This is a genomic window from Gluconobacter sp. Dm-74, from assembly GCF_018256135.1.
Lineage (GTDB): Bacteria > Pseudomonadota > Alphaproteobacteria > Acetobacterales > Acetobacteraceae > Gluconobacter > Gluconobacter cadivus.
On the sequence record NZ_JAERLX010000030.1, the window covers coordinates 1 to 590 of the forward strand.

Annotated in this window: 1 protein-coding gene; it reads left to right on the forward strand. The window is 66.8% G+C overall.

Annotated elements, in window-relative coordinates:
- Window positions 1-590 (forward strand): TolC family protein (locus JK208_RS15830; RefSeq protein WP_211576717.1); only part of this gene is annotated, 590 nt, incomplete at both ends.

A 590-nucleotide genomic window follows, 5' to 3' on the forward strand; every position in this document is an offset into this window, starting at 1 on the left:
CAGGCCCAGACGGAAGAACATCTCGAACGCGCCCGTCTGGCGCCGTTGCACGAGCAGGAAGAGCGGCTGATGCATGCCATCGCCGTCCTTGTGGGCGACATGCCGGGCCAGCTTGAGGAAGAGCTGGAAAAGCGCCGTCCGATCCCCGATCTGCCGCGCTTCCCCGACAGCCTGCCGTCGATCGTGCTGGCCAACCGTCCCGACATCCGTGTGGCCGAGGCCGAATACGCGGCCGACACTGCGCGCGTGGGCATTGCGGTCTCGAACCTCTATCCGAAATTCATGATCCCGCTGACGTTCAACCCGAACGCGTCCGCCGCCTATCAGGCGTTCCAGGCGGGCGGCATGGCGTGGAGCTTCATGATGATGGCGACGCTGCCGGTCATTCATGGCGGCCGCTACACCGCCGCGATCGCGCAGGCCCGGGCCGAGGCCGAGGGCAGCCGCCTGAACTACCGCAAAACGGTGCTCAAGGCGTTTGCGGATGTCGAGGACGCGATGGGCGACTGGCGGCATAATGCCGAACTGGTCGAGCAGCTGAACCAGGCCTCCGTCGATGCCGGCCTCGCCCGCGACCGCGCCCAGAAGCT